General features: G+C 39.5%; 1 protein-coding gene and 1 pseudogene. One reads left to right on the plus strand and one right to left on the minus strand.

Going from position 1 to position 1681, the window contains the following annotated elements; genetic code table 11:
* Positions 1–217: 217 nt before the first annotated feature.
* Positions 218–1024: a lytic transglycosylase domain-containing protein gene (locus B4033_RS01730; RefSeq protein ID WP_286831544.1), complete on the minus strand. Its 807-nt coding sequence runs from the start codon at positions 1022–1024 to the stop codon at positions 218–220.
* Between the two features lie 559 nt (positions 1025–1583).
* Between B4033_RS01730 and B4033_RS01735 the strand changes: the two are divergent.
* Positions 1584–1681: pseudogene (locus B4033_RS01735) on the plus strand (tRNA 2-thiocytidine(32) synthetase TtcA); the annotation flags it as partial.

Below are 1681 nucleotides of genomic sequence, written 5' to 3' on the forward strand. Positions count from 1 at the left end.
ACCAGTACCGCGAGGTTGGTTAGCAAAAACAAACCAATCCGCATCATTGAGAAATCCTCTTATTATAGAAAAATAATCTGATTAGCAAATTACAATCATTACCCTCAATATGAGGTGAAATGACTCAAATTTCAAGAAAAAAAATAGTAAATTACCCAGAATTTACCTCATCACCATGATCAACCAAAACTTAGGATGAATGATGAAGAGGAAGGGCTTAATCGTTGATATATATTCTGGCGGATGCAGTGGCATGTGCGGTGGCATAAGAACCGGCAGGCGCATCAGTGAAGCTGCCATCTGCATTGGCAATGATCTGACGCTGATAATTGCTGGCTTTAATGGTAGGCGCTGCCGACGTTTTATAATTGGCAGAGCTGGCCAGAATCTTGGCGGTTTCAACCGGTGCCGCAGCGGCGGTCAGATTAACACCACTGGAATATAGATTGTGATACCGGCTGGTCACACGGCGTACATAGTCTTGCGTCTCGCGGAAGGGCGGGATACCGCCATATTTGCTGACATTGCCTTCACCAGCGTTATAGCCTGCCAATGCTAAAGCGGTATTGCTATTAAAACGTTTCATTAGCCAGGCCAGATATTTGGCACCTGCCATAATATTCTGATGCGGATCATAAGCATTAGATACATTAAAGCGGCGTGCGGTAGCAGGCATGAGCTGCATTAGTCCCTGAGCACCGACTGGAGAACGGGCATGGACATTAAAGCCGGATTCAGTATGCATCACAGCCTTGATCAGACCTTCAGAAATACCGTGCTTTTGTGCAGCCTCACGGATAATTGAATCAAAGGCATTTTTATTTTTGCTATAGCTCGGCAATACCGAAGCCTCACTTGAGCCCCAGTTGCTATAGCTATGAATGTTACTGTCCGGGTAATAGGTCTTTTTTTCTACTTTTAGATTACTGTAGCGACCTTTATTATTCGTCAGCAGGGTAACACCATTGCTATCTTTCATTTGATAGATCGTCTGACCTGCATGCGAAAAAGCAGCAGTTCCCATCAAAATATAAAGACAACTTAGTATAGAAGTCCCCTTAAACCACAAATTTTTATTCATTGTAAGTATATGTATTGAACATTTGTCCCCAAAACTTACTACAGAGTTTAACAAAATTTGCTGTAATGAAAAGTGATGAGCGACGCATTTATAAACAAGTTTGTAAATGCAAGTCCCTAATGTTGAAGAACTAACCAAAAAAAATATTTATTTTTTTTTAATATGGCTTTCTTGACACGGTTAAGCAATTGATTTTAAATATAAAATAAATTGGTTAAAAAATGATCAATTTAAATAGAACCCTTATTTTTGGGGCCGATAAAGCTGTCAAGTCGTTTTAAATCCACAAAGTTATCCACAGGTTTTGTGGAAAACTGTGGAAAAGTCCAAAACATAAGCATGCTGGATAAAAAATGAACTGTTTCGTTCAATTTATCAATCTAAATAAAACATGAAGTTTAGAGTATTACTTCAATAACAGGAAAATAAATTCTTTTGATGCGAGAAGCACCCGAATCGGATAAAATTGCGCGGTATTTTTATTTATGGGTTATTCTCGTCTATGTACTCGCCAGTTGAATCCGAGCAAGGATTTAATTTCAAACCGGAATTGCCAACAAGCTCTGCCTATTACCGTTTGTTGAAAAAGCTTCGCCGTCA

Origin of the sequence: Acinetobacter sp. UBA3132, assembly GCF_002364825.1 — a bacterium.
GTDB lineage: Bacteria > Pseudomonadota > Gammaproteobacteria > Pseudomonadales > Moraxellaceae > Acinetobacter > Acinetobacter schindleri.

Bases quoted from the DNA above. Each gene is read 5' to 3' on its own strand.
- B4033_RS01730 (WP_286831544.1), bottom strand. From the start codon at position 1,024: ATGGGAACTGCTGCTTTTTCGCATGCAGGTCAGACGATCTATCAAATG.